Annotated in this window: 16 protein-coding genes, 1 tRNA gene and 1 pseudogene; 4 read left to right on the plus strand and 14 right to left on the minus strand. The window is 66.3% G+C overall.

Annotated features, from left to right (window positions below; genetic code table 11):
- Nucleotides 1-18: 18 nt before the first annotated feature.
- Nucleotides 19-95 (plus strand) — tRNA-Met (locus tag BM244_RS18490).
- Between the two features lie 107 nt (nt 96-202).
- On the opposite strand, the gene BM244_RS18495 is transcribed toward BM244_RS18490, so the two are convergent.
- The 5 genes from BM244_RS18495 to BM244_RS18515 form a co-directional block, all read right to left on the minus strand.
- Nucleotides 203-1,288: a phosphatidylinositol-specific phospholipase C1-like protein gene (locus BM244_RS18495; RefSeq protein WP_175518296.1), complete on the minus strand. Its 1,086-nt coding sequence runs from the start codon at nt 1,286-1,288 to the stop codon at nt 203-205.
- 35 nt (nt 1,289-1,323) lie between these two features.
- Entirely contained in the window at nt 1,324-2,520 is a 1,197-nt protein-coding gene (locus BM244_RS18500; protein WP_093400412.1) for a phosphatidylinositol-specific phospholipase C1-like protein, read from the minus strand.
- A 64-nt stretch (nt 2,521-2,584) separates the two neighbouring features.
- Nucleotides 2,585-4,999, minus strand: a complete 2,415-nt coding sequence (locus tag BM244_RS18505; protein ID WP_254784565.1) for a TonB-dependent receptor — start codon at nt 4,997-4,999, stop codon at nt 2,585-2,587.
- 213 nt (nt 5,000-5,212) lie between these two features.
- Nucleotides 5,213-6,409 carry a TetR/AcrR family transcriptional regulator gene (locus BM244_RS18510; RefSeq protein WP_093400413.1) on the minus strand — a complete coding sequence of 399 codons (1,197 nt, stop codon included), beginning with the start codon at nt 6,407-6,409 and terminating at the stop codon, nt 5,213-5,215.
- Nucleotides 6,410-6,523: 114 nt separating this feature from the next.
- The gene (locus BM244_RS18515; RefSeq protein WP_093400414.1) at nt 6,524-7,876 is read right to left on the minus strand and encodes an MFS transporter; all 1,353 of its coding nucleotides are present in this window, start codon (nt 7,874-7,876) and stop codon (nt 6,524-6,526) included.
- A 64-nt stretch (nt 7,877-7,940) separates the two neighbouring features.
- Between BM244_RS18515 and BM244_RS18520 the strand changes: the two genes are divergently transcribed.
- The 3 genes and pseudogenes from BM244_RS18520 to BM244_RS18530 all read left to right on the plus strand — a co-directional run bounded on the left by BM244_RS18520 (nt 7,941) and on the right by BM244_RS18530 (nt 12,730).
- Nucleotides 7,941-9,077 (plus strand): ROK family transcriptional regulator, encoded by a 1,137-nt coding sequence (locus tag BM244_RS18520; RefSeq protein WP_254784567.1) that lies wholly within the window; start codon nt 7,941-7,943, stop codon nt 9,075-9,077.
- A gap of 154 nt (nt 9,078-9,231) precedes the next feature.
- Nucleotides 9,232-11,721 (plus strand): annotated as a pseudogene (locus BM244_RS18525) (TonB-dependent receptor).
- A 49-nt stretch (nt 11,722-11,770) separates the two neighbouring features.
- Entirely contained in the window at nt 11,771-12,730 is a 960-nt protein-coding gene (locus BM244_RS18530) for a glycerophosphodiester phosphodiesterase family protein (protein ID WP_175518297.1), read from the plus strand.
- A gap of 22 nt (nt 12,731-12,752) precedes the next feature.
- Here BM244_RS18530 and BM244_RS18535 read toward each other — a convergent pair whose 3' ends face one another.
- From BM244_RS18535 to BM244_RS18575, 9 genes are all read right to left on the minus strand, one after another.
- The gene (locus tag BM244_RS18535) at nt 12,753-13,751 is read right to left on the minus strand and encodes an FAD:protein FMN transferase (protein WP_254784568.1); all 999 of its coding nucleotides are present in this window, start codon (nt 13,749-13,751) and stop codon (nt 12,753-12,755) included.
- A gap of 52 nt (nt 13,752-13,803) precedes the next feature.
- Nucleotides 13,804-14,643 carry a DUF4198 domain-containing protein gene (locus BM244_RS18540; protein ID WP_093400587.1) on the minus strand — a complete coding sequence of 280 codons (840 nt, stop codon included), beginning with the start codon at nt 14,641-14,643 and terminating at the stop codon, nt 13,804-13,806.
- A 25-nt stretch (nt 14,644-14,668) separates the two neighbouring features.
- Nucleotides 14,669-15,163 (minus strand): DUF2271 domain-containing protein, encoded by a 495-nt coding sequence (locus tag BM244_RS18545; RefSeq protein ID WP_175518298.1) that lies wholly within the window; start codon nt 15,161-15,163, stop codon nt 14,669-14,671.
- A gap of 11 nt (nt 15,164-15,174) precedes the next feature.
- Nucleotides 15,175-15,798, minus strand: a complete 624-nt coding sequence (locus BM244_RS18550) for a PepSY-associated TM helix domain-containing protein (protein ID WP_093400417.1) — start codon at nt 15,796-15,798, stop codon at nt 15,175-15,177.
- Nucleotides 15,799-15,895: 97 nt separating this feature from the next.
- Entirely contained in the window at nt 15,896-16,426 is a 531-nt protein-coding gene (locus tag BM244_RS18555; protein WP_093400418.1) for a GNAT family N-acetyltransferase, read from the minus strand.
- Nucleotides 16,423-17,022, minus strand: a complete 600-nt coding sequence (locus BM244_RS18560) for a 4'-phosphopantetheinyl transferase family protein (protein WP_093400419.1) — start codon at nt 17,020-17,022, stop codon at nt 16,423-16,425. The genes BM244_RS18555 and BM244_RS18560 overlap by 4 nt, the downstream gene beginning before the upstream one ends.
- Nucleotides 17,019-21,044, minus strand: coding sequence for a Pls/PosA family non-ribosomal peptide synthetase (locus BM244_RS18565; RefSeq protein ID WP_093400420.1), 4,026 nt, complete (start codon nt 21,042-21,044; stop codon nt 17,019-17,021). Before BM244_RS18565 ends, BM244_RS18560 begins: the two co-directional genes overlap by 4 nt.
- Before the next feature lie 33 nt (nt 21,045-21,077).
- The gene (locus tag BM244_RS18570) at nt 21,078-22,385 is read right to left on the minus strand and encodes a sensor histidine kinase (protein ID WP_254784569.1); all 1,308 of its coding nucleotides are present in this window, start codon (nt 22,383-22,385) and stop codon (nt 21,078-21,080) included.
- A 44-nt stretch (nt 22,386-22,429) separates the two neighbouring features.
- Nucleotides 22,430-23,104, minus strand: coding sequence for a response regulator (locus tag BM244_RS18575; protein WP_093400421.1), 675 nt, complete (start codon nt 23,102-23,104; stop codon nt 22,430-22,432).
- Nucleotides 23,105-23,149: the final 45 nt, after the last annotated feature.

The raw sequence follows: 23,149 nt of genomic DNA on the forward strand, positions 1-23,149 counted from the left end.
ACTTTGATGGGATCTCGGCGCGGGGTGGAGCAGCCCGGTAGCTCGTCAGGCTCATAACCTGAAGGTCACAGGTTCAAATCCTGTCCCCGCAACCATCTTCCCACACACACCATACCCCGAAAGCAACCGCTTCCGGGGTCTTCCTGCGTCCGACGTCCGCCCCGGTGGCGCACGTTCCCGCGAAATCGAAGGGGCGTACAGCCTAACGCCGCTCCAGATCGCCACACACCTCGCGCACACGTACCGGATTGCAACGCGCGGTTAGTCCACCGGGCAGGGCAACGTGATAGCCCCCTGCGAGCCGCGGGTCGGGCCACAGATAGTCCGTCGATACGTATTGCGCGCCGCCCGCAAGTGCCGTGTCGCGCGGCACCATGTCGTTCGCCCGGGCCTCGCGCGTGTTTGCATCGGCGCGCGTGCGGACGAGGAAACCCGCGGAAACGTCGCGGCGAATCCGCGCGGCATCGTGTACCGGGTCGTTGAGCGTCAGATAGGCGGCCGCTGAAGATGCCTCGTCGGTATTGATGAAAAACACTCGGCCTTCCAGCGAGCGACGCTTGCCGCGATATACCGCGACCTTCGCCGGGGGCTCGTCCATCGCGAACAGGAACTTGCCGCGCGACGCCTCCAGCAACGGCCAGTTGTCCGCGAGCACCGCGTCTCGCAACGTCGGATAGCGGCCCTGCACATCGTCGGGGACGATCAGCTTGCCGGGCGGCAGGACTGACCGGATTTCCGCGTCCAGCGCATCATAGGCCGCCTCCCCGAACGGCAACGCATCGATCCCGCCGCGCGCGGCATTCTGCTCGTCCTTCGTGTTGAACATCAGCATGATCGGTACGTGGCGGGGATGCTTGGCGGACCAGTCGCGGATGATCGTCAGACACTCGGTCAGCAATACGCAGCTCGACGCATTGTCTATGCCGGGGATGTGCAGCACCTTGAAGCCCGGTCGCATCAGCTTCGGATCGTTCGAGCCCCGCGCGTAATGCCCGCCTTGCGGGTCGTAGTTCACGTCGATCTCGAGCTGCCGTGCGCCGGCATCGAGTTGCTCGACAAGGCTCCGGTGCGAATAGTCGAGCGCGTCGGCCATCGCCGGATCGATCGCGCGGATTCTCGCCATCGTCGCGGCGGGCATAGGCTGCTTGTAGCTGTTGTGCGTGCCGATGACGGCGACGTCGTTGATGCGTAGGGCCGGCGCCGGAGCCGGAGCCGGAGCGGGATCCCTGGCGATCGCCGTTCCGGCCATGAGCGCCAGCATCAGTCCTGCGGCAAACGATCGTGTCATGCGTTTTCCTATCCGGATCCGAGCGAGGTCACAGGTCAGCGGGGCAGGGTACAGCCGGCTGGTGTATTGACCGGATTGCAGCGTGCGGCACCGCCGCCCGGCAAGCGGACGACATAGGGCGTGCCATAGGCGTTGCCGGCCTTGTAGAAGTCGGTGGACACGATCTGCGCACCGCTCCGGAACGCCTGGTTGGCGCGTGCGGGATCGTTTATCCGCGCTTCGTACGTCTCGATGTCGGCACGCGCGCGGACCAGATAGCCCTGCCTCACGAGCGCGGGAATCTCCTTGGCACGCATCGTCGCGTTGTCCATCAGCAGGAACGCGGCATAGCTGTCGCCGGGGCTGGCGCGCAGGAATGCCGCGCGGCCCTCCAGATTGGGGTGCCCCTCGTGATAGGCGGCGAGCGCGATCGGATCGAGCGCGGTCAGCAACAGGAACACGAACTTGCCGCGCGATGCCTGAAGCGTCGGCCAATGATGTGCGCGAACGCCGGCTTCGAGCGTGGGATGATCGCCGCGCACGGCATCGGGGGTTACGAGGTGGTCGCGGCCGATCACGTCGTAGATCGACGCATCCATTTCCGCGAACGCCTTAGCGTCGAACGGCAGCGGCTTGGTCGAGCCCGGAAAGATCGGCAGTGGATCGCTCTTGGCCTCGACTAGGATAAAGATCGGTTCGTGGTTCGGATGCGCGTCGGACCAGGCGCGCAACTGGCCGAGGCAGGTGCGGAACAGGTTGCAACTCGACCGAACGTCGAAGTCAGCGATGTGGAAGACCTTCAACCCTGGCTTTTCCATGTCGGTGCTGTCGAGCGGCAAGGGGTCGGTGATTCCCTTTGCCTTCAGCGCGGCATAGCCTGCGGGGTGCGCATAGCGGCCGCCCTCGGGATCGTTGTTGATATCGATCTCGAGGCTGCGCATGCCGGCGTCGAGCTGGGTCGCGAGCGATCCGTAGCGATAGTTGAGCCCCTGCGTGATGGTGCCGGGATTCGGGTGATATTCGAGCGCCGCCGCCTTAGCTACGCCGGTCAGAGCGCTCGTGCGCGCCATCAGCTTGGGCCCAACCACCGCTTCCGCCATGGCCATCAGGCGCGGATCGATGCCTTGCGAATAGCTGTTGTGCGTGCCCACCACCTGGATCTGGTTGAGCAGCAGATCCGGAGCACGGTCCTTAGCGGCAGCGAGCGCCGAGACCGCGCAGGTCACGGCGAGACCGATGGCGAGTTTCTTCATTGTCCGTCCTTTGATCGGGGATCGTCCGGCGGGCGACCGCGTGCCGCCACCACCGGTCGGATCGTCAGAAACCGAATTTCACGTAGCCACCGAGCGTACGATAGGCGACCGGCGTGCTATAATGCAGCAGGCCGAGCGACCCGTAGATCTGATAGCCGGTCGAGAAATAGGTGTTGAACAGGTTGCGCGCATAGACGCCGACCTCGACCGAGTCGTTGATCTTGGCGACGCTCAGCCGGGTGTTGACCAAGCCATAGGCCGGAATGAACGAGTAGCTCGCGTTCGGCGTCGAGGTGCCGTCGGCGTTCTTGACCGGTGCGGCAAGCCAGTCGCCGAGCAGTGCGCCGGTGACGGTCTGCGTGCTGCTGCGATACGCATAGTCGATATGCGCCTTCACCTTGAGATCGGTGCTGATCTCGGTGCCGTAGTCGCCGTTGATCGTGAACGACCAGCGCGGCGCATTGGTCAGGCGCGTGCCGGTGTAGTTCGCGGTCGGGCTGGCGACGTAGTCGGTGAACTTCGAGTCGTTGAAGGTGACCGCGCCGCCGATCGAGAAGTCACGCACCGGCTTGACTGCCAGCGACGCCTCGAAGCCGCGCGAGCGCAGGCCGGGTGCGTTGCCGATCGCCGAGGCGAGGATGAAGCCGCCGATGCCGGTCGTCACCGGGGTCAGGATCGTCGCTTGGAAATCGGTGTATTTCGAGGAGTAGAGATCGAAGTTCAGGCGGACGCGGCGGTTAAGGAACTCGGACTTGATGCCCGCCTCCCAGCTCTTCACGGTTTCCGAATTGTACGGGTTGTACTTGTTGCCGACGAACGCGATCCCGCCCGGTTTGTAGCCTGTGGAGTAGGTCGCATAGACCATCACGTCGGGGCTGATCACGAACTGCGGCGCGATCCGGTAGGTGAACTTGCCGCCATTCTTCGAGCCGTCGCGGAAGTCCGCCGTCGGCGCCGAACTGGCCGCGGTGAAGGTCGGCGAATAGCCGGTGATCGGTAGCGGATCGGTGTTGAAATAGCCGATCGACTGGCCGTTCCAGTCGTAATTGTAGCGGCCACCCAGCGTCAGGCTGAACTGCGGGGTGAAGGTGAACTTGGTCTGGCCGAACACTGCCGCGGTCTCGTTATACGACTTGAACCGCACGGTGTTGCCGAGGAGCACGCCGGTCACCGGATCGTTCGCCCCGGTGTTCGCGGACAATGTCGGCCGACCAACGCCGTTCGCATCATAGACCGGCGCGCCGAGCGGACCCCATTGGAGCTGCGTCTGCGTGGCGTTGAGCTTGTTGTAGAATGCGCCGACGAGATATTCGAAGAAATGCCCGGTCGACGAGGCAAGGTGGATTTCCTCGCTGAACTTCTTCGAGCGCAACCGACCCATGTTGAACGGCAGATACGCGTTGACGTCGGCGGGCAGCAGATCGGCGGGCGTGTCGTTGTCGTACACCGTCTCGCGGTAAGCGGTGATCGACGTCAGCGTCGCGTCGCCGAAATCGTAATTGGCGTGCAGCGATCCGCCCTTGTTGGTCATGCCGATCGAGCCGAGATAGCTGTCGAGCGAGTCGGTATTCTTCTCGCTGGCGACGACGCCGAGCGCCGCCATCTGCGCGGTGATCGCGGCGGAGGGGGCGAACACCGATCCGGCCGGGCCGCCGACCGGTGTGCGGACCGAGGTGTCGTAATGACGGGTATATTCGCCCGCGAGCACGAATTCGAGCGCGTCGATCGGTCGGTAGAGAAGCTTCGCGCGGACGCCGTATTCGTCGACGCGGTTGAGGTTGCGGTTGATCGTCACATAGCGACCGGCGCCATCCTGACCCTGCTCGAAGGCCGAGACGCGAAGAGCAGCCGTGTTGCTGATCGGCACGTTGACGGTGCCGTTGATGATCCGGTCGTTGCGCTCGCCGTAGCTGCCGTAGAAATTGCCGGAGGTCTGGCCGATGACCGGGTTGTTGGTAGTCAGCGAGATTACGCCGGACGTCGAGTTCTTGCCGAACAGCGTTCCCTGCGGGCCCATCAGCACGTCGACGCGCGCGACGTCGACCAGTCCGATCAGGCCGTTGTCGCGCTGGTTGTCCATGACGACGTCGTCGACGACCACGTTGACCGACTTGGCGTTGGAGAGATCGAACGACGAACTGCCGACGCCGCGGATCTGGAAGGCAGCGCCCTGGGTGGGGTTATACTGCACGCCGGGCACGACATATTGCAGGTCGGTCAGGCCGATATAGCCGGTCTTCTGAAACTGCTCGCCGCTGACCGAGGTGATCGAGATCGGCACCGACTGCGCCTTCTCCAGACGACGCTGCGCGGTGACGACGATGTCGGTCAGGCCTTCGCCGGTGTCCGGAGCGCGGGCTGCCGCGGGTTGGCCAGCACTCCCCTGCGACGTCGTCTGAGCACACGCTTGTTCAGCAACGATGCAGGATGCAAGCATGGCAACGCTGGTCGTCAACCGGACAAATTTCGAGTTTTTCATGGCAATATCTCCGCAGAGGTCGTTGATTCCTCAACGGGCATGCGGTCCTCTATGCCCACTCAATGACAACAGGATTACAGTTGTTCAGTTAAATACCACGGACGGTGGAACTCGTATTATGGCTCATCAGTTTGCGCGTATCACCGGGCAGTGCCGGTTGGCTAACCCGTGAGCCAGACCCTCGCAGGGCACTGAATACCCGCAACGGAGGCGTCAGCGTGTCCCGTCGTTCCACGCTTCCAGCGCGGCAAACGCGTTACGATAATGCGTGCGTTCCGGCAGCTTGCGACCCATCGCCACCATTCGCATACCGAACACCGCGATCGAGACGACCTGTGCGGTCGTTCGATCGAATCCTGCACCTGGATCCAGTCCCAGCGAGGGAAGATCGATCGCGCGGATATTCTCGCCGCGCCGGCGCCGCATGTCGAGGGCGTAAGGCAGCAGGCTCGGCTCGCGCACGCTAGCTAGCGCGATCATCGACGTCGCCTTGACCAGGTCGCGGGTCTGGGTGTCGTCTTGCGATAGCGTTCCTTCGGCGCGCGACCGATCGCGCGTGCGGTGGAAGCGCGCGATCACGGCATGGAGCCCCGCCACGACCAACGCCGCGCGTCCCCCGAAATGATATACCACGGTTGATGCCGGCACGCCGGCCGCAATTGCCACCGACCGATGGGTTGCCGCCTCCATGCCTCGCGAGACGATGATCTGCGCCGCGCCATCGGCGATGCGTTGGCGTTTCGGATCGTCTTCCGCTGTGATCGGCAGTGCATCCGGTTCGAGGATCGCGATCAGCCGCTCGATCGAGATGCCCGACGTGGCGCCGTGCGCAAACACGCCATCGGCAAGGCGCTGGAGGCACAGCATGCGCAGCATCGTGTAGGCAGGGTCGCTGCCGGCACCGAGCGCGAAGCCGGCTTCGTCCAGTACATAGCCGATCGCCAGGTCGGCGAGCGCGGTCGAGCCGAACACCAAGGTCGACCAGAACATACCTGCGCGCGCGAGCCAGTCGTCGAGCACGGGCGAGGATTGGCATCGGACCGCCCGATCATGGACGAGTTCGATGAGGAACATGGCCTGCTGCCGCCCCGCCGTCATCCAGTCCCGAAAAGCCAGGTCCGCCAGCGTAGCGCGTGCAATGCCGGTGGCCGGCACGATGTGCGCTGCGAGGTCCAGCCAGCGGTCGAAGAAAAGCTGGTCCCGTTGCGCGGCCAGATCGACGACCCGGTCGATCAACTGGTCCTTGTTACCCATACGTGACGAGACCGCCGCGACGCTGATCCCGAGCGACGATGCGAGCGGGCGCAGCGTCAATCCGGCAAACCCGGTACGGACGATGATATCGATCGCCGCATCGACGATCGCGTCCTGGTTGATGCCTTCCCGGTTGGCCGTTTCCCTCGCATTCATCCGGCCGGGCTATCGCACGCCGGACCCCAGGTCACGGCCGATTGCAGCGTTTTTGGACAAGAGACTCAGCGATCGAGCGCAAAAGCCGCGGCACCGATGGTGTCAAAGCGGGTATCAAGGCGATCGGGTATTGGCGGAACCCGGCGACATCGGTTCGGTATCGCGTGCAGGTCTTCCCCTCCGCGTGACGTTCACCGCCAGTGCAGCGGCGCAGCCGAGAAGCGGCAATCCCAGGACCGTCAGCAGGAACGGCGATCGGTCGCCCTGCATACAGGCGATGCAACGCCAGTTCTGGCTCGAGACGGCGACGGCGAACAGCAGGTTGCCGACGCCCGCCGAAGCTTTCAGCGTCGCGAGAAACAGGCCGACGGGGAGCGCCTCGACGGTCCCACCGTCGGTCATGCCGTCGCGCACGGTAGAGGTCAGCATCGCCCAGATGGCGATGTTCATGCCCGCATAGGCAATCCCGATGATCGCGAGTCGAGGGATGTTTTCGGCCGACGACGGCGATATCGCCAATGTGGCCATGGCCGCTGCCAGGATCAGATAGGCTATGGTCAGGATCTGCCCGGCGGATCGCGAACGACTGAGCCAGATCCATGCCGGCAGCGATGTGGCCTGGGCGATGGTGATCGTCGTGAGTGCCGAACCGCCCCAACTGGCATCGCCGAATATCAGTTCGCCGAAAAAGGGCAGCGAGCGGGTAAGCATCGGTAGCAGTCCGGCTTGCAAGGCAACCAGCAGCAGCAATTTCCGATAGGAAGGATTGCGCGCCAGCGCGAACAGCATCGCCTTCGGGCTCGTACGCCCGGCATCAGGCCGTGCCGAAGGCAGTTTGCGGGTCACCCACATCGCCGTCATCAGCGTGCTCAGATAGATGACGCCACCGGCAATGCCACAGACAGCGAACGCCGTCCGCTGCTCGCCCGGGTCGGCAAGCGACAGGACGTGTGCCGATGCGAGACCGACGACGCCCGTGCCGGCGGCACTGAATACCAGGCGAAAGCCCGATACGCCGGTTGCATCGCGGGGCCGGGGTGCCACGCGAATCAGCAGCGTGTTGTGGCCGATGTCGCACAGCGTGTAGCCAATCCGGCACAGGATGACTGCGCCGACGACGATGATGCCGCTCGATCGGGCTGCGAAGATCGAACAATAGCCGACCGCGCACAGCGGGGCACCGAACTGGATAAGCCGGCCGAGTGCGCCGGCCCTGCCATGGCGATCCGTCAGATAGGCGACGGTGACGTCTGCTGCCGCATCGCAGAACATCACGCATGCCAACAGGCCGCCCGCGGTCAGTGCGTCGAACCCGGCCAGCCTCACCATGTAGAACAGCAGGAAGCTCTCGAAGCTCGCCCAGACGATGGATTTGCCGAAATTGCCGCTGGAATAGCCGAGCTTGATCGCAAGCGACGGCGTGAGCGTATCGTTCCGATCGTCGACGTGCAGGACCGATGTCGCCATGGTCGGTGCTACTATCGGCAATCGTTTTCATTTATTTGACATGGTGGAAATATATCCTGCGCGGATGCCTGTTCGTAACCGTCCCGCGCTGCTGCTCTCCGAACCGCAAAAGCTGGTGCTTCTCCAACTCCGGATCGGCGGCCCGACGTCGCGCGTGCATCTGGCCCAGGCGCTGGGGACGAACGGCGCGACGATGACGCGGCTGTCGCAGCAGTTGATCGCGCTGGGGCTGATCGAAGAGATGCCGGTGCGCGAGACGCCGGCGCGGGGACGACCGATGGTTCCGATCGGGATAGCGGGGGATGGTGGCTGGTCGGTCGGTGCGACGGTCCACCCCGGCTGGCTGGAACTGGTGATGGTCGACTTCAGCGGGCGTCCGCTGATCCGGGACACGTTGCCGTTCGACAGTCCGGATCCGCTGGTGTTCGCCCGGACGCTCGATCAGCGGCTGCGATCGCTGGCCGCCGAGCACGGATTCATGCGCGGCAAGTTCCTCGGCCTGGGCGTCGCCGTGCCGGGCTATGCGCTACGCGGCGATCGCAACCATCGCTGCGTGGTCGACTGGTTGTCGGGCTGGAGCGACGTGCCGTTGGCGCAGCTTCTGGGCGACGTGCTGGCGATGCCGGTGTGGATCGAGAACGACGCTACCGCCGCGGCGCTGGCGGAATATTATCAGCATGGCATCATCGGCGCCTATCGCTCGGTGCTGGTGCTGTTTCTCGGCCACGGCATCGGCGGCGGGCTGATCGTCGAGCGGGACCTGTTGCTCGGCGAGCACGGCAACGTCGGCGAGGTCGGGCGGTTGTTTCCGGCGAACCGGCCGCGGCCGTCGGGGATCGACCTGCTGCACCGGTTACGCGAGGCGGGCGTCGCGATCGACTCCCTGTCGGACATCGATCGCCTCCAAGAGCCGCACGCACGATTGATCGCCGAGTGGATCGAACGGGTTGCGCACCAGCTCGACTATGCTGTTCTGAGCGGGACGGCATGGCTCGATCCGGGCGCTGTCGTCATCTCCGGCGCGCTGCCCCTACCCATCCTCCGTGCGCTCGCCACCCGGATCGAGGCGATCGGCGAGGCCCGCGATACGAGCTATCGCGCGGCGATGCCGAAGATCCACGCCTCGCCGATCGGCAGCGCCGCCGTCGTGATCGGTGCCGCGATGGTGCCGATCCATGCCATCACCACGCCGGGAGCGTGATGACGAACGCCGCCGAAAATCCATCGTCCCGATTTAATTCCATGTAACTAACTAAAACTGTCACACCCGTCGCCCACAGGCCGCTCCGACGCAATTCGGGGGGACTAACGTGATTGTCCGACAGGCTTTTCTCAGTGGTGTGGCGCTGTGCGCGATGATCGGCGCATCCGCCAACGCCGACGCGCAGGACGCCAAGACCAGCGAGCCGGTCGTGGCGTCGCCGACGACGGCAGCGACGGATACCGCGGCTCCGACCGAAGAGCATCCGGCCGACATCGTCGTCACCGGGTCGGCACGGCCGCAGCGACGCTTCGACGTCTCCTATGCGGTCAACACGCTTTCGCAGACCGACATCCAGAAGCTTGCACCCAAGAGCATGACCGACCTGATCGGCACGCTGCCCGGCATCCAGGCGGAGGCGACCGGCGGCGAGGTGCAGAACATCACGCGCGTCCGCGGCATCCCGACCGATCGTGGCTATCTGTATTTCCAGCAGGACGGACTGCCGCTGTACCAGGAACTCGACGGCATCTTCTTCAACCAGGGCGACGGGATGAACCGCCCCGACCTGATGACCGACCGGATCGAGGTGGTCCGCGGCGGCCCCGCACCGATCTATGCCAGCACCGCAGCGGCGATCGCCAACGTCATCACCGTAACCGGCACCGATACGACGCGCGGGAAAGTCCAGGCGACGGTCGGTACCACCGGGCTCTACCGTCTCGACGCCTATCAGGCGGGGCCACTCGGCGACCATGACTATTACGCGATCGGCGGGTTCATCCGCCAGAACGAGGGCTATCGCGACAACGGCTTCCCGAGCGATCGCGGCGGCCAGATCCGCGCCAACCTGAAGCATGATTTCGACAATGGCTATGTGAAGCTGTCGGGCCAGTACACCAACGACCACAACGTCTTCTATCTGTCGATCCCGACCGCCGATCCGCGCGATCCCTCGGTCAGCCTCGACAAATATATCGATTACTTCGACGGCACCATCAACACGCCGGCGCTGCGCGATGTGAACATCAAGTATCGCGACGGGGCGGGGGTCATCCAGAACCGGCAAGGCGATTTGTCGAACGGCCGTCACATCCAGTTCGGCAATGTCGGCGTCGATTACGAAGCCGATTTCGACGACTGGCACGTCTCGGCCAAGGCCGGCTACACCAAGGGCCGGCTCGATTTCGATGCGTTCTATTCGACCTCCAACCCGGTCGACTCGGCGAGCTATGCCGCCGGGTTCCTGGGCGCGAGCCGGACCGCGTTCGGCGCCAACGTCGCGCGCATGGGCTATAGCGTGGCGGGCACCAATGGCCTGACGAGCTATGATCCGGCCGCGGATTCGGGGCTGGTCATGTCGGCGCAGTTTCGCTCGGTCACCTCGAACTTCTATTCCGGGCAAGGCGATCTCAGCGTCACGCGCAAGTTCGAGACCGGGATCGGCAGCCACGACATCCGGGTCGGGCTGTACGGCTCGCTGTACGGCGTCACCAGCTTCCAGGCGTTCCAGAACTATCTCGTCGAGGTGAAGTCGCAGCCGCGCACGCTCGATCTCGCGGCGTATTCCGCGAACGGCACGGTGCTCGGCTACGTCACCGACAATGGCGCGATCAACGACGCGGCGTCGCTCAATGCGGGCAAGACCGACGGCCAGGTGCTCGCGCTGTACGGGACCGATCGCTGGGACATCACCGACCGACTGAGCGTCGATGGCGGCATCCGTCACGAATGGTACAGCTATAGCGGCTATGGCCAGGTCACGGGGACGACCAACCTCGGCAACGCGGCGACGCTTGCGGACGACGCGACCCGTGGTTTCACGGGTGCGATCAGCACGCTGCGCCTCAAGCAGACCGCGACCAACTGGACCGGCGGCGTCAATTACGACCTGAACGGGCATCTCGGCGCCTATGGTCGCGCGTCGCAACTCGAAGTGCCGCCAAATGCGACGACCGCACTGACCGTGCCGACGCCGACGATCGTCTCGACCAAGGCCAAGCTGTACGAGTTCGGCGTGAAGGCATCCTATGGCCGATCGTATCTGTACGTCACCGGCTTCTACACCAAGTTCGATCCGTTCAACGCCAGCTTCACCGCGTTCAATCCGGCGAACGGCCGCAGCGACCAGACCGTCAACTTCATCGGTACCGCCGAAACCAAGGGCGTCGAGGCGGATGGTCGGCTGCGCGTGGTCTGACCATTCTCGATCGCAGGCGCCGCAACCTATCAGGATCCCAAATATCTCGATTTCAGCAGCAACACCGGTGCCGACGGCAGCCGCGCCAACGGCAAGCAGATCATCCGCGAGCCGAAATTCTTCCTGAACATACGACCCAGCGTCGACTTCCAGCTGCGCGACGCGAACGTCAGCCTTTATGGCCGCTACGACTATGTCGGGCGCCGCTACACCGACTTCTTCAACACCACCGCGCTGCCGGCATACGGCTATTTCGGGATCGGCGCGATGGTCGGGAAGGGCGACTGGCAGTTCCAGGTCGTCGGCGACAACGTGACCAACGCGCATGGCTTCACCGAGGGCAACACTGCCGGCGACCGCTTCGGGCAAGGTACGCCCGAGGCGATCTTCGGTCGACCGCTATTCGGTCGGAATTTCCGCTTCGTCGCCAGCCGCAAATGGTGAGCGCGGTCCGCGCAAGATCCTCGCTACTCGATCCGATGAGGTCCCCATCATGAAGTTTGCCGTTCCTGGCCTGGTCGCGACAGTCGTCACCATGACCGTCGCTCTGTCTCCCGCGCATGCCACCGACACCGCCGACATCATGCGGCGTGTCGGCGATCCGCGCGGCGGCATCGTCGTCGTCGCGCATCGCGGATGCCATGAGGCCGCGCCGCACCACGGCCTGCCGACCGCACCCGAGAACTCGCGTGCCGCGCTCGAACAGTGCGTCGCGATGGGGGTCGACGTCATGGAGACCGACGTCCGCAAGACACGCGACGGTTATCTCGTGATGATGCACGACGACCGCGTGGATCGCACCACGGATGGCAAGGGCGAGGTCGCACAGATGACGCTTGCCGACCTGAAGGCGCTGCATCTGCGCGAGAACGAGGGGGGCGCCACCGCGCCGCTGACCGCCGAAGCCGTCCTCACTCTGGACGAGATGCTGGCCCTCGCGAAGGGCCGGATCGTGCTCAACCTCGATATCAAGGACATGATCTATCCAGAGGTGATCGCGGCAACCGAGCGCGCCGGGGTGCAGGGCCGGGTGATCGTCAAGACGACCGCCGGAATCGGATCGGCTGCGCTGGCGTCGATGACACCCTATGATCGCGTGCCGTTCGCGATCATCCCGACCACCGGCGATCCGCAAGCGGCCGACCTGCCGACGGTCATCGGCCGACAGGCATCCGGCCGGATCAAGCCGATCGCGTTCGAACTGCCCTATATCCCTTCCCAAGCGCTTCCGGCGATCGCCGCTCAGGCGGCGAAATCGGGCGTCCGCCTGTGGGTGAACACATTGTGGAGCGGGTTCGTCGTCGGCGCCGGCGGCGACCTGGACGCACTCCGCGATCCGGATGCGGTCTGGGGCGCGCTTGCACGAAGCGGCGTCACGATGTTCCAGACCGACGAACCCGAGGCCTTGCTGCGATACCGGACCACGGAAAGCGCGACGACGGCAAGACGCTAGCGCGTCGCGGGACGTCCGCGCGTCATGCGTCCAGCATCGCGACGAGAGCGGGGCTCAGATACTCGCGACTCTCGCCGTCTATGGTGGTGACCAGACGCGCGGCGATCCGGTGGTCGCGGGCAAGGTCCAGGCCGTCGAGCGGACCCAGGACGGTGAGCGCGGTCGCCCATGCGTCCGCGTCGAGTGCGGTGGCGTGGATCACGCTCGCCGATACCACCCCCGTGTCGATCGGGTGCCCGGTGCGCGGGTCGATCGTGTGCGCACCGCGGCGGTAATCGCCCGAGGTCGCCACTGCCAGCCCGTGCAACGCGATCCGCAGCGGCGCGATGGTCGAGCCGGGTGGCGTTTCGAGGTCGACCCACCACGGGTCGCCGTCCGGTCGGATACCCCGGCCCACCAGTTCGCCGCCGATCTCGACCAGCGCGTTGGCAATGCCGGCGCGACGCAACAGGTCGGCGACGACGTCGACCGCGTACCCCTTGGCGATTCCCGACAGGTCGAGCGCGATCCCACCGGGCTGGTGAAGGTGGGCGCGGGCCGAAACGCCAGCCGATGTCCCGGCCGGTACCAAGGTAAGGCGAGACCAGCCCGACGTTGCTCTCGCGCCCTGTATATCGGCAGCCGTCGGCGGTCCGGGAGCAGCGGCAGGTCCGAACCCCCACGCATCGACAAGCTTGCCGATCGCCGGATCGAACGCGCCGCGCGTGGTCTCGGCGATCGCGAGTCCGCGTGTCATGACGTGCGCGACGTCGGGCGGTAGCGTCGTCCAGCTGCCCGCGACCGACCGGTTGAAGCGCGACAACACCGAGTCGGGCAGCCAGTGGCTCATTTCCCGGACCAGTTCGGCCAGTCGCGCGACGATGCTCTGGCGAAGCGCGACGGTGTCGGTGCCAGCGGGACCTGCGAACCGCACGCTCCACATCGTTCCCATCGTCTCGCCGTGGAGATCGAACACCAAAGCCGCCGGATCGCGCGCCACAAACGCTGCGGCGTCGATCGTCGGCGGGAGGGCCAGCCTCATCGGGCCAGTCTCATAGGGCCAGTCTCATTAGGTCGTTCTCACGCCAGCGTCTTCACGGCGTCAGCACCTCGAGGGTCGTGACGTAGCTCATCCGCCGCTCGGTCGCGCGCGGCGTGGTCGCCTTGCCGTCGGTCAGCGTCGCATTGAGCCAATACATCCCGGCGGTCGGCCAATCGACGTTCAGCACGCCGTCCGCCCCGGTCGTCAGTTCGCGTGCCCCCTCGTCGTTGCGATAGCGCTTGCCGCCCGGGATCACCGTGACCTTGAGGCCGGCGGCGGGCTTGCCGTCGACCAGGAAGCGGAACCTGGCGGTCTCGCCCGCGACCAGTTCGTCGGGATGCGTGATCGGGGCGAACTCCAGGCCCTTGCCGGTCGTCTTGAAGACGGTCGTGGTCGGCGCCCCGGCCGTCACGAAGATCTCGTTGCGGCCCGATACCTCGGTCACCTTCACGTCGGTCGCGTTGGCGGGAATGTCGGCGACCGTCAGCGGTGCGGGGGCGCCGGGCTGCGGCGGTCCGCGACGACCGCCGATCCGCGTCTCGACCCCGCCGACCTTGAAGCTGCCCATGACGGCGGACATCTGCGTGCCGATCTTCCAGGTGCCGGGCTTGTCGAGCTTGACGTCGAATACCGAGCGATAGCGTCCGGTCGCGCCGTTCTGCAGCGCGCCCTCGCTGCCGTCGGGCTGCCACACCTTCATGCCGTCGAGCCGCAGCGGCTGATGATCGAAGAAGAACAGGTCGTTCGACACGGCGGCGTCGACCGTGACCCAGCCATCGGTGCCCGAGAACACCGTCGCGGACGGCAGCAGCCACATCCGGTGCGCCGACAACGCGGCGGGGATCGACAACAGCGCGGCGGCGGCCATCAGGCGTGCAACGAAAGGCTTCATGCTGTGATCCTTCAACGGGCCCATCTCAGCGGGCGGAGAGCGTGACGGCGCCGAGCTCGGTCTTGCCCGAGGCCCGCGCATTGGCGGCCAGTGGGACGGAGACCAGCTCGCGACCCCCGGTTTCCCGTGCGGCCTCGACGTTGAGGACGTACTGGCCGGGCTTGACGTCGGCGGGCAGGGGAATCGTGTATTGGCCCGGCGCCCGCGTCGCGCCGCTGACGCCGTCGGCGGGCATCGCCATGCTGCGGCCGCCCTTGCGCCACCAGGCGCGCAGGTCCGCCAGCCACTTGGTACCGGGATCGTTGCCGCGCTTCTTCACGTCGTACCAGACTGCCAGCGTCCGCGGTGCACCGCCGCCGACCGGCTCGAGCCAGATCGCGACATAGGGCCGGTGATATTCGGCAACCTCGAGTCGCGGGATCGTGACGCTCACCGTACCGCCGGGCGCGGCATCCGCCGGCGACACGAGGACGGGGGCGGCGATCGCTCCGCCGAGAAGCAGGAACGCGGTGGGGCGCATGGCGAAATCCTTCAATGGATGAACAGGACGGCGAGGAGGACGGGCAGGACGAGCCCTGCGATGACGATCGGCCAGGTCGACGGGCGATGCCGCGCATGGAGCTGCAGCAGCAACAGCCCGGTCAGGGTGAACAGGATACAGGCACCGGCGAAGACGTCGATGAACCAGAACCACGCGGCCCCTGCATTGCGGCCTTTGTGGAGATCGTTGAGGTAGGAGATCCAGCCACGATCGGTCGTCTCGGCGGTGATGCGGCCGGTCGAGCGTGCGATGCTGACCCATGCGTCGCCGCCTGGACGGGGCAGTGCGACATAGGCGTCGGTGTCCGACCATTCGACCGGCTTGCCGACAGGATCGAGCCCGACCACGGCGGCGACGCCCTTGGCGACCGAAGCGGGGAGCGGAGCGTCGGGTGCGTGCTGCGCGTTCAGGCCATGCAGCAGCGATGCGGGCAGCATACCGCTCTTCTCGACGACGACGGGCTTGGCGCCGATCGTCGCGGCATGGTTCAGCGTGATTCCGGTGATCGCGAACAGCAACATCGCAGTCAGCGACAAGGCCGCGCTGATCCAGTGCCAGCTGTGCAATTGCTTAAGCCACCAGCTCCGCCACTTGCGCTTGCGCTTGGTAGCCATGGACGATGAGGGAAGCGATGCGGTCACGCCAATCGCCTACCGGGACCGTACATCCAGAGCAAGGCTATTGCGAGTAGTTAGCAGAGGTGGCGCGTGATCAGGCTTCTTGCCAGGACGATGCTCTCGCCAATGCGAAGTCGCGCCGGGCGGCAAGCTCGGCGAGCGACGTTCCCGCGAGGTCGAAGCGAAGTTCGTGCATGTCCATGCCCGAGCGGTAGCCGCCGGGCCAGACGCTGGTCAGTTCGAAGCCGCAATGCTGGAAGAACGGCGAGACCTGCGGCGAGGTGTCGACGGTGACGTAGCGCGTGGTCGGCTCAGCGCTGGTGGCGACGTGGAGCAGGCGTTCGAACAGCAGCAGCTTGCCGAGGCCGGCGCCATGATAGGCGCGCGCGGCCATGCCCCAGAAGAGCAGCGCCTTGTTGTAATGCTCCCAGGTCTCGTAGCCGCCGAACGCGCCGGGGACGCCGTCGACGTCGACCACGAATGCCGGGCCGTCGGGCTCGTCGAGCGTCTCCTCCAGCCATTCGCGGTCGCCGGCGCCGAAATACTCGGGGAGGTTCGAGTCGAAGATCGCGAGGACGGCGGCGCGGTCCTTTTCTTCGTAGTGGCGGGTCAGGATTCTGGTCATGGCTGGCTCCACTGCGCGATGGTTTCGATCGCTTCGGTGGTGGAACGGCTCCAGCAGCGCGAAGTGCCTTCGAACGTCGCGGTCGCGTGGGTTGGATCGGTGACGATGGTGTCGATGGACTCGGGGCGGATGCGACGTGGTTCGCCGATAAGTTTCGCGTGCGCTTCCTTTATCGTCCAGCGTCGGATCCAGGCTTGGGGCTGGGCGAGGGTGGACATGTGACGGAGCGCGTCGGCTTCGGTCTTGGTGAGCATGTCCCAGAGGGGTGGGTGGTCGTCGATGACCTCGCGGTCGACCGCGATCGGTGCGCGCGCAACGCCGATCAGGGCGCGTGCACCGCGACTGGAGAGGCTGATATGCCAGCCGCCGGGGGCGGAAACGATCGGCGCGCCGGCCGGGCTACGCGTCAGGCGGACATCGACGGAGTCGCCTGCAAGTATGCTGATTAGGGCGGAGGCCATACCGTGCCGGATCGCGCGCGCATCACCTTGCAGGCCGCCGGCGTGAGGTCCGGTCTCGGCGACGCTCCACGCCACTGGCGACTGGCCGTCCCAGACGAGCGCGTCCAGCGGACCGTCGTGCCAGATCGGCGTCACGTCGCGACGGCGATCCGTGCGGGGCTCCCGTCCCAGCTCGTGCCGTCGGGCAGCGTCTCGCCCTTCATCACCACCGAAAGGTCGCCGAGCTGTGCGTCCGCGCCGATCTCCGCGTCGTACAGCACGATCGCGAGCGAGCCGATCGTCGCGCGGTCCCCGACGCGGATCGCGCCGACCTTCATGACGCGGTCCTCGAACAGATGCGTCTGCAGGCCGGCGAAATCGTTGAGCGCGACGTCGTCGCCGATATCGACGAGGTCGTGCTCGGTCAGGTCGGTGGTGTCGATGTAGCAGCGCTTGCCGATCCGCGCGCCCATCAGCCGCAGGTACAGCCCGATCCACGGTGTTCCGCGCAACGGTTCGAGCAGGTTGGCGACCGCCAGGTTCTCGTAGGTCGCGGTGACGAGTTCGGTGCGCCAGACGAAGGGGCTCCAGAGCGGCGCGGTCGTGACCTTGTAGCGACCGACGACGAGCCATTTGAGCGCGAGGACGAAGATCCCGCAGGCGAGGCAGAAGCCGACGTACAGGAAGGGGAACGTCGTCGCGATCAGCAGCCCGCCATTATCGAGGTCGTCGAGGTCGCCGACCACCGACAGCAGCAGGCTGAAGAACACCAGGAACGCGGTCAGCGACAAGGTGGTGCGGACCGCCTCGATCGACAGGCGCGTCGCGATCAGCGCGCGCGACGGGTTGAACCGCGCGCCCTCGTCGAACATCGTGTTGACCTGGCGCACCGGCAGCTTGATCGCGGGCGAGCCGAACCAGGTGCTGCCCGCCTCGGTGGCGAGTGCGGGATCGCTCGGCGGCTTTGAGAGCACGCCGACGAGCACCTCGTCGCCGATTTGCGTCCCGCTCGGTAGTAGCGCGGAGTTGCCGATGAAGCTGCGACGGCCGATCTTGGTATGCGCGAGTTCGATCGTGCCGTGGCCGATCCGCGCCGCGCCGAAGATCACCGAGTCGGCGATGAAGCTCTCCTCGCCGATCTCGACCAAGTCCGGCACGATCGCGCTGGCGGTCGAGATTTCGGCGCGGCGGCCGACCTTGACGCCGAGCGCGCGGTACCACGGCACGACGTACAGCGTCGCGAAGATCGGGTGGAGCAGGCGCAACGCGAGGTCGTTGATCTGCTGGACGAACCAGTAGCGGACGTAGAACCCGCTGTTCAGCGCATAGACCGCCGGTGCGACGCGACCGAGGATCAGGCGTTTCGCGGCCACCGTCAGCACGCACATCATTACGACATAGGTGACCGCGAGCAGCGGCGCGACCGCGACATAGGCATAGCCGCTGGTCGCCCAGTCGAGCTCGATCAGCGCGATCAGGCCCGGCGCGATCGGCAGGATCGCGACCAGTGGCAGGATCAGTGCGCAGAGGAACAGGCCGATCGCCGGACCGGCGTTGCGCGGGGCTGCGGTGACCGGGCGGCGGGGCGCATCGCCGTCATGCGCGGCGGGCGAACCGGCCCAGCGCTGGCCGGCGGGGATCGTCGTGTCGGCGGGCAGCGCGGACAGGTCGTCGAGCATCGCGTCGTCGCCGAGCGCGGCGTTGCGGCCGACCACCGCCATCGACCCGACGAACGCGCCCTTGCCGAGCTTCACGGTCCCGAGCCGCAGCAGCCCGCGCTCGACCGAACTGGTGGCGAGGACCGACTGGTCGCTGATGATCGCATCGTCGTCGGCGTGGAGCAGGTCGGCGGTGTCGATGATCCCGGCGCCGATATGGACTCGCTCGCCGATCTTCGCGCCCATCATCCGGTAATAGCCGCGGATCATCGGCGTGCCCGCTAGATACGGCGTCGCGGTGACGCCGATGATCCGGCGGACCAGCCACCAGCGGAAATAATAGCTGCCCCAGAGCGGGTGATCGCCCGCCTTGAAGCGCCCGACGATCAGCCATTTGAGCGCGATCGACAGGGCCATCGACGCGATCGGCACGACCGTGAAGAACAGCCCGCTGAGGATCAGCGCGTCGACCCGCGGCATGTCGCCCGCGAGATGCGTGTAGGCGAGATAGGGCGAGAACCACTGGAGCCCCGCCAGCGTGTAGATCGGCAGCAGCGCGAGCGTCTGCGCGGCGACGCACAGCCGGCGCTTCCATGGCGCGATATGATGGAAGCTGCTCTCGTCGAGGATCGCGACCGGCATGGTGCCACCGATCCGCAGCGCAAGCGCGCGAATGGTCGGCGCGGCATAGACGTCCTCGAGCGACAGCCCTTCGAGGCCGCGCACTTTTCGCGCCGCCGAAACCAGGCGCGCGGCCTTCAGCGAATGGCCACCGAGATCCTCGAACAGGTCGTCGAGCACCGACACCGGCTGCGGCGCGAATGCCTCGGCCCAGACGCGGTGCAGGCTTTCCTCCATCGGCGTGGCAGGTGCGACCATCTCGCGGTCCGACGTTACGGTGATCTCGGGCTTGACCAGCGCCTTGCGGTCGACCTTCCCCGAGGCGGGGAGCGTCGGCATGTGCGACAGCAGCTGATACCCAGCCGGGCGCATGTAATTCGGGAGCCGCTCGGCAACGCGGGCCTTGAGGCCGACCATGTCGATCTCTTCGGCCGGGCGTGCGATCAGGAACGCGGCGAGGAATTCGGAGCCATCGCCGTCGGTGAAGAGCTGGACGACGGTCTGCGCGACGCCCGGCCATTCGCCGATCACCGCCTCGATCTCGGCGAGCTCGACGCGGAAGCCGCGGATCTTCACCTGTGTGTCGATGCGGCCGACGAAATCGATGTCGCCCGCCGCATCGAGCCTCACCAGGTCGCCCGACCGGTAGATACGTTCGGGGGCACCGGAAGGCCCGTCGAACGGCGTCATGATGAACTTCTCGGCGGTCAGATCGGGGCGGTTGACGTAGCCGACGCCGACGCCCGGCCCGCCGATCACTAGCTCGCCTTCCTGGCCGTCGGGGACCGGCTGCATATGCTCGTCGACGACCCACGCGGTGTAGCCGGGGAGGGGCTTGCCGATCGTGATGCGCTGGCCGGGGAACACCTCGGTCCAGGTCGCGGTGACCGACGTCTCGGTCGGGCCGTAGGTGTTGAGCAGGCGGAGGCCCGGTCGCGCGAGCCGGCGCGGCAGGTCCGCCGGGCACGCTTCTCCGCCCATGTTGAGCAGGCGCAGCGTCGGCACCGGATGCTCGACGAGCGCGATCAGCGAGGGGACGACGTGCCAGATCGTCGTGTTCGCCTCGGCCAGCGCGATCGCCACGTCGGGCCCGCTGGTCGCCAGCGCCTCGGTCGCGACGAGCACGACCGCACCGACGAAGAACGCGCTCCACATCGTCTCGACCGACATGTCGAACGCAAGGCTGAACCCGCCGAACACGACGTCGGCAGGGGTGAGATCGAGGATCGCGCTTTCCGAGCGGACCAGGTGGCAGGCGTTGCCGTGCGAGATCATCACGCCCTTGGGGCGGCCGGTCGTGCCCGAGGTGTAGATGATATAGGCGAGGTCCTGCGGATCGCTGAGCGTCACGTCGCGGCCGATTGGTTCGGACGGCTCAGCCGCGAGATCGCCCAACGCGGAGTCTAGCGCGAGAGTTTTCCCCTTGAGGTTGGCGACGCGGCTGGCGACGGTGATCGTCAGTGCGGCCTCGCTGTCCTCGACGATGAAGTCGATGCGATCCTGCGGATAGCCCCAGTCGACCGGCACATAGGCGGCACCGGCGCGCAGCACGCCGAGGATCGCCATATACTGGTCGAGCCCGCGCGGCAGGCACAACACGACGCGGTCGCCGCGGCCGATTCCCATCGCGCGGAGCCGGTGCGCGAGCGCCAGGCTGCGCGTCGCGAGGTCGGTGTAGGTCCAGACGGTCTTGCGGTCGTATTCCTCGTCCGCGCCGATCAGCCGCAGCGCGGTCGCGTCCGGATGCGCAGCGCGCGTGGCGTCGAACAGCTCGTGCAACAGTTCGTCACGCGCATATGGTTCGGCTGCCCGCAGCGCCGGGGCTGGGGCGATCGATGCAAAGCTCCCTCGCAGCAAAATGGCAGGATCCGAGGGGCTTACCGTAGTGTCATGCTGCATCCCGCGGGCTTAGCCGAACTGTCGCGTGGTTTGCTACCTGTGTCGGGGCGGAATCGATCCGAACGCGATTTCGAAGCACAGTCCCCTGCCACCGGGCCCGGGCGCGACGTCGAGCACGCCGTGATGCGCACGCGCCACGCGATCGACGATCGACAGCCCGATCCCCGAGCCTTCCGACCGCGATCCGTCGCCACGCCAGAAACGATGCTTGAGCCGTGCGAGGTGCTCGGGCGCCACCCCGTCGCCATCGTCGACGACGCTGATACGGGCGCCCGCGCCGACGCGAACGACGATCGCGGTACCGGGCGGCGTGTGGCGCACCGCGTTGTCGACGAGATTTTCGAGCGCGAGGCGTATCGCGCCGGGATAACCGATGCTCCCGGTGTTATCCGAGATATCCTCCAGCGCGATCGTCCGGCCGTCAGCGAGAATGCCGGGCGCGCGACTGGAGACCACTGTTTCGGCCAGTGCCGCAAGGTCGAGCGGTTCGCCGGCATCCTCGACCGGACGTTCGAGATCGGCGAGCGCGAGCAATTGGGTCACGACGCGGGCGGCGCGGTCGACCGCTGCGAACAACGCCTCCTTCACCCCCGCATCGTCGACCGCGTCGGCGCGCAGCCGGATCACCGCGAGCGGCGTACGGAGTTCGTGCGCGATGTCCGCGGCGAACGCGGCCTGCGTACGGAACCCGTCCTCGAGCCGGTCGAGCGCTTCGTTGGTGGCGGCGGCAAGGGGCTCGACTTCGGATGGCAGGGTGCCGCGCGGCAGGCGGGTGTCGAGCGTGCGGGGGCCGATCGCGGCCGCGGTCGCCGACACCGCCTGCATCCGCCGCGTCAATCGCCGGGTCAGCAGCGCGCCGATCAGGGGCACCAGCGCGGCGATCGGCAGGACGAGCAGCGCGAACCGCTTGAGGAACGCGCTGACGATGTCGTCGGTGATGACCTCGGGCGCGGCGCTGTCCTGCGATGCGACGATCCAGCGGCTCCCCGCAATCGGAACGCTGTACGCCTCGATCACGCCACGGTGAAAGAAGTGCATGCCGTGGTCCATCGGTACCGCGGCGATGATCCGAGGTCGCGCAGGACCCTTTGCCATCACCACGGCACGATTCCGGTCGATGATCGCGACGGCCATGCCGTCGGTCAGCACGTCGCTGCGCAGTGCGGCGGATTGGGGCAGGGCGTTCGCGATGATTGCAGCCTGCTGGCGTAGCAGCCTTCGTTGATAATGATCGGCGGTACTGTGCAGCAGCATCGCGACGCCGAGCGACAGCGCGATCGTCGCGATCGTCGCGGTCACGACGTGCAGCGCGACGAACTGCCCCAATAGCGATTTTGGCAAGGATCGGGGCAAGGATCGCGCCAGCGATCGCGGCGGGCGCAGCTTCACGGCTTGGCGACGATGATATAGCCGACGCCGCGTACGGTTTCGATCCGCGTGCCGCTTGCGGCCTCGTCGAGTTTCTTGCGGAGCCGGTGGACATAGACCTCGACCGCGTTCGAGCCGAGTTCGCCGCCGAGCCCGAACAGATGATCCTCCGCGATCCGCTTGGGCACGACGTTACCGGCGCGACGGAGCAGCAGTTCGAGCAGTTCGGTCTCGCGCACAGACAGCGCGATCGTCGCGCCTTCGACGTGCGCGACGCGGATTTCGAGGTCGAACGCGAGGCGTCCGCAGGTCAGCGATCGGCCGAGATAGCCACCCTGGCGGCGCAGGACCGCGAGCAGCCGGGCATGGAGTTCGTCAACGTCGAACGGCTTCACCAGATAATCGTCGGCGCCTTCGTTCAGCCCCCGGATACGGGCGTCGATCGTGCCGCGCGCGGTCAGGATCAGCACCGGGCGGGTATCTCCCCGGCTGCGCATCCGGTGGAGCAGCACCAATCCATCCTCGTCCGGCAGGCCGAGATCGAGCAGGATCGCCGCGTAGTCGCCGTGGTGCAGATATGCCTCTGCCTCGTCGCCGCTCCGCGCGAGATCGACGGCGAACCCGCGCGGCGCCAGCGCTCCGGTCAGCGCCACCGCAAGATCGCGGTCGTCCTCGATCAGCAGCACCCGCATCCATCACCGTCCCATGTCACCGCCCGATGGTGCCAAGCATCGTAC

Origin of the sequence: Sphingomonas sp. OK281 (assembly GCF_900115295.1) — a bacterium.
Classification (GTDB): domain Bacteria; phylum Pseudomonadota; class Alphaproteobacteria; order Sphingomonadales; family Sphingomonadaceae; genus Sphingomonas.

Coding starts and splice junctions, on each gene's coding strand:
- BM244_RS18495 (WP_175518296.1), bottom strand. CDS start 1,288: ATGACACGATCGTTTGCCGCAGGACTGATGCTGGCGCTCATGGCCGGA.
- BM244_RS18500 (WP_093400412.1), bottom strand. CDS start 2,520: ATGAAGAAACTCGCCATCGGTCTCGCCGTGACCTGCGCGGTCTCGGCG.
- BM244_RS18505 (WP_254784565.1), bottom strand. CDS start 4,999: ATGAAAAACTCGAAATTTGTCCGGTTGACGACCAGCGTTGCCATGCTT.
- BM244_RS18510 (WP_093400413.1), bottom strand. CDS start 6,409: ATGAATGCGAGGGAAACGGCCAACCGGGAAGGCATCAACCAGGACGCG.
- BM244_RS18515 (WP_093400414.1), bottom strand. CDS start 7,876: ATGGCGACATCGGTCCTGCACGTCGACGATCGGAACGATACGCTCACG.
- BM244_RS18520 (WP_254784567.1), top strand. CDS start 7,941: ATGCCTGTTCGTAACCGTCCCGCGCTGCTGCTCTCCGAACCGCAAAAG.
- BM244_RS18530 (WP_175518297.1), top strand. CDS start 11,771: ATGAAGTTTGCCGTTCCTGGCCTGGTCGCGACAGTCGTCACCATGACC.
- BM244_RS18535 (WP_254784568.1), bottom strand. CDS start 13,751: ATGAGGCTGGCCCTCCCGCCGACGATCGACGCCGCAGCGTTTGTGGCG.
- BM244_RS18540 (WP_093400587.1), bottom strand. CDS start 14,643: ATGAAGCCTTTCGTTGCACGCCTGATGGCCGCCGCCGCGCTGTTGTCG.
- BM244_RS18545 (WP_175518298.1), bottom strand. CDS start 15,163: ATGCGCCCCACCGCGTTCCTGCTTCTCGGCGGAGCGATCGCCGCCCCC.
- BM244_RS18550 (WP_093400417.1), bottom strand. CDS start 15,798: ATGGCTACCAAGCGCAAGCGCAAGTGGCGGAGCTGGTGGCTTAAGCAA.
- BM244_RS18555 (WP_093400418.1), bottom strand. CDS start 16,426: ATGACCAGAATCCTGACCCGCCACTACGAAGAAAAGGACCGCGCCGCC.
- BM244_RS18565 (WP_093400420.1), bottom strand. CDS start 21,044: ATGCAGCATGACACTACGGTAAGCCCCTCGGATCCTGCCATTTTGCTG.
- BM244_RS18575 (WP_093400421.1), bottom strand. CDS start 23,104: ATGCGGGTGCTGCTGATCGAGGACGACCGCGATCTTGCGGTGGCGCTG.